This is a genomic window from Vibrio sp. 10N.239.311.G01, assembly GCF_041465805.1.
GTDB classification, from domain to species: Bacteria; Pseudomonadota; Gammaproteobacteria; order Enterobacterales; family Vibrionaceae; genus Vibrio; species Vibrio crassostreae_C.
In genome coordinates, this window is record NZ_JBFSRM010000032.1 from 43573 (window position 1) to 50442 (window position 6870).

The following is a 6870-nucleotide window of genomic DNA, read 5'->3' on the forward strand; positions in this document are numbered from 1 at the left end:
GAATAAGAATGGCATTACTTTTAAATAATGCCGTTGTGCCACGGTTAAGCTCTAGTCAATTTGATAGCCACTTCTGATTCCAGTTCACTTAATGGTCGAGGTTTACTGAAGTAATAACCTTGCAGCAGATCTATCCCCAGTCCGTTTAGGCGTTGGTTATGATCAGCAGTTTCCACCCCTTCAGCTACAACACGATAGCCCAAGCTTTTACCCATCATGATCATAGTGTTGACGAAGTCTAAGTTGGTCTGCCCTTGAGTTATGTCAGAGATAAATGAACGGTCGATCTTTACTTCACTTAGTGGAAGTTGCTTTAGTAAAGATAGAGAAGAGAATCCCGTGCCAAAATCGTCAAGAGAGATAGAAATTCCTACATCGTGTAGTTCTTTAAGTGAGTTTATGCATAACTCGTAATCGACAATTGCTGCTGACTCGGTTATCTCAATACAGAATAACGTCAAAGGAAGCTGGTATTGGCGAATAGTTCGAATGATTTCTTGAGCGAAGTGAGGCTGTATCAGCTGTTTTGCACTGATATTAATGGAAATATGGCTCATGGTTTGTAGCCATTCAGATCCTTCAACATCCTTACAAACTCGATGAATGATACATTCACCAAGCTTGCTGATTAGGCCAGCTGATTCAGCAACCTCGATAAACTGGTCAGGAGGGACATCCCCCAATGTTGGAGATTCCCATCTTGCTAGTGCTTCAACAGCAGTAATCTTTTCATCTTGCCCACAATATTGAGGTTGGTAGTGCACCTTTATTTCTTGTTGAGCGATGGCACGACTGAGTTGGTGCTCTATTTCGATTATGTTTTCCGTCTCTTTTGCCATTGACCTTTGAAAGTTGAGATAGCTTTGTCCTCCCAGCTTTTTAGCTTGATACATGGCAATGTCGGCCTGCTTAATTAATTCTTCGGCACTTACGCCATCATAAGGATACATAGCGATGCCTAGGCTTCCTTGGCTGATAATCTCAATATCATCAACGATCAATGGGTTTTGAACGGCATTTAAAATCTGCGTGGCGAGTGCGTTGATGTCTGCTTCGGAACTGACATTACACAAAAACAAGAATTCGTCACCTCCCAAACGTGCGACAAGGTGTTCACTTGATAGCACGTTCTGAATATGTTTGGTCACGTGACAAAGAAGTGCATCACCGACGTGATGACCAAAAGAGTCGTTGATAATCTTAAAACGGTTAAGATCCATCAACATGACCGCGCGTTTTTGGTTAGGTCGATTCACAATGTGTTGCGCGATGCTTTCCATTATTTTCCGGCGATTAGCGATGCCAGTAAGCGCATCATAATACGCCATGTGTTGAATCTTTTCCGCATCTTCTCGCTCTTGAGTTACATCCGTCATTGAGCCAATGAAGCGCACAGCCTGCCCTTCTGCATTATGAACCGCTGAGCCATTGGCATGAACCCAGATATATCCGCGATGTTGCGTCTTCATCCTGAATTCACATTTGAACGGTACTTCTTCGTTTAAGTGGTTATGAATGGCGGACTCGAGAAGTTCTAAGTCTTCTGAGTGTATATATTGGAACAGATGGTCACATCCTAACTTACGATCAGAAAAGGTATCTTGACAGCCAATCATTTTGGTTAACCGACTGTTCCAGACAAGAGTATTGGTTAGTAAGTCCCAATCCCAGATACCATCGTTTGAGCTGTTAGATACTACTTTGAGCTGTTGCAACAACTGTTGGGAGTTCTTCTGACGATTGTTACTTGTATTGATAAGCTCGTCGCGCTCGATGAACAGTGCGAGCATATCTAAATAATTGTTGAATACCGATTGTGTACCGATATCTTGGTGATCTTGCAATGAATCAACAACAGCGACGAGCTTCCAGTGATCTTCTTGCCCTGAGTTGATAGGAAGAATGGAAGCAACGAAATGATCATAGCGTTCGAAAAATGGGAAATTGCGAATATCGTCTTGAATATCTGTTTGTTGCGGTAGGGTAGTTGGCTGAGTCATGCCTTTTTCTACCCATTTCCTAATAGTGTATTGCTCCGAATTACACTCAGCGAGACAGGCCCAGTCAAGATTGTTTCCGTAAAGGCTTTGAGCATCTCTAATTGAGTCAAAACCTCCTTGTGCTTGTGAATAGAAATTTTCGAATATCTCAGCGGGAGAACGCCCTTGCACATTTAAGAGGATTTGGCGAGTTGAGTTGATATCTTCTTTATGTTCGAGATCTGGGTTTGTGTTACCGCAAGACTGATGAACGATGAGCTTTTGCGGGACACTATTATTGGCATTATTAAAAGGCTTCCCAGAAATACGTTCCAACACGCGGTGAAATACTTGCGTCGCTAGAAGCTCAAGCTGTTGGTCTACTGTTGTTAACTTGGGATTGAATTGTTGACCGACGAAAATATTATCAATGCCTACGATGGCGACATCGTCAGGTACCGAGATATTGCTGTGAGACAGTTGCTCCATCATACCTACAGCATTGTGGTCAGTTGCGCAGATAACCGCAGTGCATTTGGATTTACGCTGTATAAATTCTATTGCGGCTTCTCGTCCCCCAGATAGAGAACAATTCGACACGCGGAAGAAATGGCGTTGGTTGAATGAGCCTTTATGATCAATCACCGTACGTTGATACGCTTTGAAGCGAGACCTGATATCATTAACAGTGAGATCGCCACAAAAGCCGATTTCTTCGTGTCCTTGACTTTGTAACCATTCATAGAGCTTAGTGACACCATCGCTTTGCACACTATAATACTGCTCAACGGGCAGCGGCGCATAGCTTGCTCCAATAGAAATGACTGGAATGTTTGCGTTTATAGCTTCTTCGATCAACTTTACTGTCGCTGCATGGAGAACGACCACAAGGGCATCGAGATGATTAAAATATATAGGAAGTTTAAAATCTCTTCGCTCACCCGAGCGGATGAAGATCAGATTGACTTTATGGTTTTTCGCAAGCCTTCTAAGGGTTGCATTTAGCTCGCCCATGTAGAAGCCACTGAGCATAGGCAGCACAATGCCAACGGTAGGACGTTTTTTAAATGTAACAATAGTCATGTTATTAGCCGGTCGAAAGTTGTGTTGTGTAGAACTGTTTTCGGGGGAGAATAGGTATCTTTTTATTATTTCTTCCATGCTCTACTAAGCGAGCTTGAAAATAAACTTACGGCAAAAGGAAATGCAAAACCACGCACAATCCGAGTAAGTCTAACTCATATATTTGAGAGGTTACTCAGAAGCGGTCCTCAATTTATGGACATGACTTAAGCGACTGATCTGTTCTGACAGTACCTAGAATAACCGGAACGGATTATGACTAGAAACGCAGAAACCACTCTCCTGAATTTAATTGCAACAATAAATGACATACAAACGTAGAGGTAGCGCACAAAATCGAAAAAGGGGATATCGCGATTACGTAATCATTGATCTAGCCGATAGTGAGATAGTGATAAGAGGTCGATAATTCGTTGTCGGATCTAAATTAGAACTTTAAATCTAATTTCTAAGTAGTTGTTATCTCAGGAAGAGTTTTTGTGCTATGCGCCCCTATATTAAATACATTATCCCTATTTTAATTCCTTTCATTATCCTCGTAATGCCGCTATCAGCGTTTCCATTTGAAGGCCTTACGATTATTCAACAACGCGTTATCGCGATCTTTTTATTAGCGGCATTGTGCTGGGTGTTCGAGCCCATCCCGATCTACGCGACGTCTGTTGTTATTATCGTTCTGCAATTATTGATGTTGTCGGATAAAGGGCTGATCTTTTTAAGGTTTGAGCATGGGGAGGAACATTTTGGTGAGCTGTTAAAATACAGCGATATCATGGCGACATTCGCTAGTCCAATCATCATGTTGTTTTTAGGCGGTTTTTTCTTAGCGATGGCCGCCACTAAATATCGATTAGACGTAAACTTAGCTCGCGTGTTGTTGAAGCCATTTGGACAAGACCCAAAGTTTGTGATGCTCGGCTTAATGTTGATCACCGGTATCTTTTCGATGTTTATGTCTAACACGGCAACAACGGCAATGATGCTCTCTATTTTAACGCCGGTACTGGCTGTGTTTGGTCCGAAAGACCCCGGTCGTGTAGCGTTTGCGCTTTGTATCCCGGTTGCCGCTAACATCGGTGGCATTGGTACTCCGATCGGTACCCCTCCGAACGCTATCGCACTTAAATATTTAGTTGGCGATAACCTCATTACGTTCGGTGAATGGATGGCATTTGGTGTGCCGTTTGTTGTGATTATGATGGCGTTAGCGTGGTTTTTAATAGGCTTTATGTACAAAGCTGACCAAAAGAAAATCGAGCTAAGCATCAAAGGTAAATTCCTTAAAACGCCTAAAGCCATTGCGGTGTACGTCACTTTTGCGCTGACCATCATTCTTTGGTTAATGGGTTCAAGCCATGGCATGAACTCTTACACCGTCGCTCTGATTCCTGTCGCTGTGTTCTCACTCACAGGGATCATCAATAAAGAAGACCTGAAGAAAATTTCTTGGGACGTATTGTGGCTTGTATCAGGTGGTATTGCGCTTGGTTTAGCGCTCGATAAAACTGGCTTAGCAAAGCTCGTGGTACACAGTATTCCGTTTGATAGCTACTCACCCTATGTGGTGTTGTTTGGAGCGGCGTTCTTGTGTTTGGTAATGGCAAACTTTATGTCTCATACCGCAACGGCTAACTTGTTAATGCCAATTATGGCGGCATTAGGTTCGTCTATGGCTTCACTCACGCCACTAGGCGGTGAGCTAACGTTAATTTTGGTTGTGACTTTTGCCGCTTCATTAGGTATGTCGCTGCCAATCAGTACGCCACCGAATGCGTTGGCTCATGCCACTGGTCATGTGCAAAGTAATCAAATGGCCAGAATCGGTATTATTTTGGGTGTGGTTGGTGTGCTACTGAGTTTTGTTATGGTGTGGGTGCTACATTCAATTGGTCACATAGGATAACGATACGTGTATCAACAAAAGCTAGAAGCACTGATCGAGCGCTATTTTAACCAAACAGAACGTCGGGTGACGTGCTGTGCCGGTAACACCATTATTGAACAATCAGCGTTAAACACTCGTTTATATTATGTGTTTAGTGGAGAACTGGAAGGGTTTTATACCGATGCGAATACACCGCAAGTGCGAGTATTTAGCGCGGGTAGTGGGGCTTTTATAGGCGTTCATAGCTTCTTTTCAGGTAATTGGACAGCATCTTCAACGGTTGTTGCTAAAACCGATGTTGAGTTAGCGTGGATCGATAAAGACACGCCTGCAGAAGATGAACGTAAATTTGGTCCTCTTACCGCACAGTTCACACCTGTAATTGTCAATGAGTTGTCGCGTCGTCAACGCCGCGCAACACAAGAAGCGATAGCGAAACAAAAAGCGCTAGAGAAGTTACATACTGCTGAGCAAATGACGACCTTGGGTCAATTGGCTGCAGGGATTGCTCATGAGCTTAACAACGCTATTGGTGTCGTAAATAGTAAATCTGGTCGACTTGAAACGGTCATCATGGATCTGCTTGAAGAAGTGCATCCAGAAGCCAGTCAATTTTTCGATTTTGGGTTAATGCATGGTCAGAAAACGTCGTCGTCAGAAGCACGAACACGTGGGCGACAATTTGAAAGAAAATATGGTTTAGACAAAAACATTGCTCGCTCTCTTGCAAAGGCGATTCCAATTGATGCTTTATCTGCAACAGACGTTATTTCAAAGCATTGGCTGAAAAAACCAGAAGAAGCGATTCGTTTTTGGCAGATGGGCTGTGATTTACATGATTTGCGTTTGGCATCTAGACACACCGTCGGCATCGTAAAATCGGTTAAACAACTTGGCAGAGTTGATATCGACACCGAAGAAGCGGTTGATATTAACGACTCCATTAACCATGCCTTATCGTTGCTACAAAGTGAGTTACGTAGAGTGTCTGTGCGATTGAGCCCTGCGGATTTACCGTCTTTTAAAGGCTCGAAAACAGAGCTCGTTCAGATTTGGGTCAACATTGTAAAGAATGCTTGTGATGCAATGTCGAATTCAGACGATGCCGCAATAGAGATTCAAACCAGATTAAGTAAGAAAAGGATATTAGTTACGATCGCGAATAACGGCCCTGAGATAGACGAGGCGACTCGCAGAAAGGTATTTCAGCCCAACTTCACCACTAAAAAAGGTGGTTTATCGTTTGGATTGGGCTTGGGTTTATCAGTAGTTAAGCGGATTGTGGCAGGTTATGGCGGAAGTATTATTGTGAAAAGTGATGCTTCTAAAACGGTATTTAGAATCAAGTTACCAATAGAGGGTGAACATGGAGAAGCTTAATTTAATCTGTGTCGATGACCAGAGAGAAGTACTGAGCGCAGTGATACAAGATTTAGAGCCGCTGGCGAGTTGGCTGAATATTGAAGATTGTGAATCAGCGCAAGAAGTGCTTGATCTCATTGATGAACTTGACGCAGAAGGCGAACACATTACCGTCATCGTGTCTGATCATGTGATGCCAGGGAAAACGGGTGTGGAGTTACTCACTGAAGTGTTCCATGACAGTCGCTTTCCGAATACCAAGAAAATTCTTCTTACGGGGCAGGCCACTCATACTGATACCATCAATGCGATTAATGCAGCAGGCATCGACCGTTACTTTGAAAAGCCTTGGCAAGCAAGCACATTGGTTGAGTGCATTCGTACTCTTGTCACTGAGTACATATTTGATCAAGGGCTTGATTACACGGACTATCAGAATGAGCTCGACCAGCAGGTTGTGTTCAGACGCTTGCGTTAGCCTCTTATGTTAGCGACTTACATTATTCACTAGGGCGTGTTGATCTTTCGTGAGTGTTTTTTGAACAGCATGGTAAAGAGTTA

At 43.2% G+C, this 6870-nt stretch carries 4 protein-coding genes; 3 read left to right on the plus strand and 1 reads right to left on the minus strand.

Going from position 1 to position 6870, the window contains the following annotated elements:
- Window positions 1–44: 44 nt before the first annotated feature.
- On the minus strand, window positions 45–3062 hold the full coding sequence (locus AB6D06_RS19975) for an EAL domain-containing protein (RefSeq protein ID WP_372111553.1): 3018 nt from the start codon (window positions 3060–3062) through the stop codon (window positions 45–47).
- A gap of 484 nt (window positions 3063–3546) precedes the next feature.
- On the opposite strand from AB6D06_RS19975, the gene AB6D06_RS19980 reads away from it, so the two are divergent.
- The 3 genes from AB6D06_RS19980 to AB6D06_RS19990 are packed head-to-tail and all read left to right on the plus strand — an operon-like array spanning window position 3547 to window position 6787.
- The gene (locus AB6D06_RS19980; protein WP_102332139.1) at window positions 3547–4965 is read left to right on the plus strand and encodes a DASS family sodium-coupled anion symporter; all 1419 of its coding nucleotides are present in this window, start codon (window positions 3547–3549) and stop codon (window positions 4963–4965) included.
- A gap of 6 nt (window positions 4966–4971) precedes the next feature.
- Entirely contained in the window at window positions 4972–6327 is a 1356-nt protein-coding gene (locus AB6D06_RS19985) for an ATP-binding protein (RefSeq protein WP_017069973.1), read from the plus strand.
- A complete protein-coding gene (locus AB6D06_RS19990) occupies window positions 6314–6787 on the plus strand; it encodes a response regulator (protein ID WP_017063648.1) in 474 nt (157 codons plus the stop codon). The genes AB6D06_RS19985 and AB6D06_RS19990 overlap by 14 nt, the downstream gene beginning before the upstream one ends.
- Window positions 6788–6870: the final 83 nt, after the last annotated feature.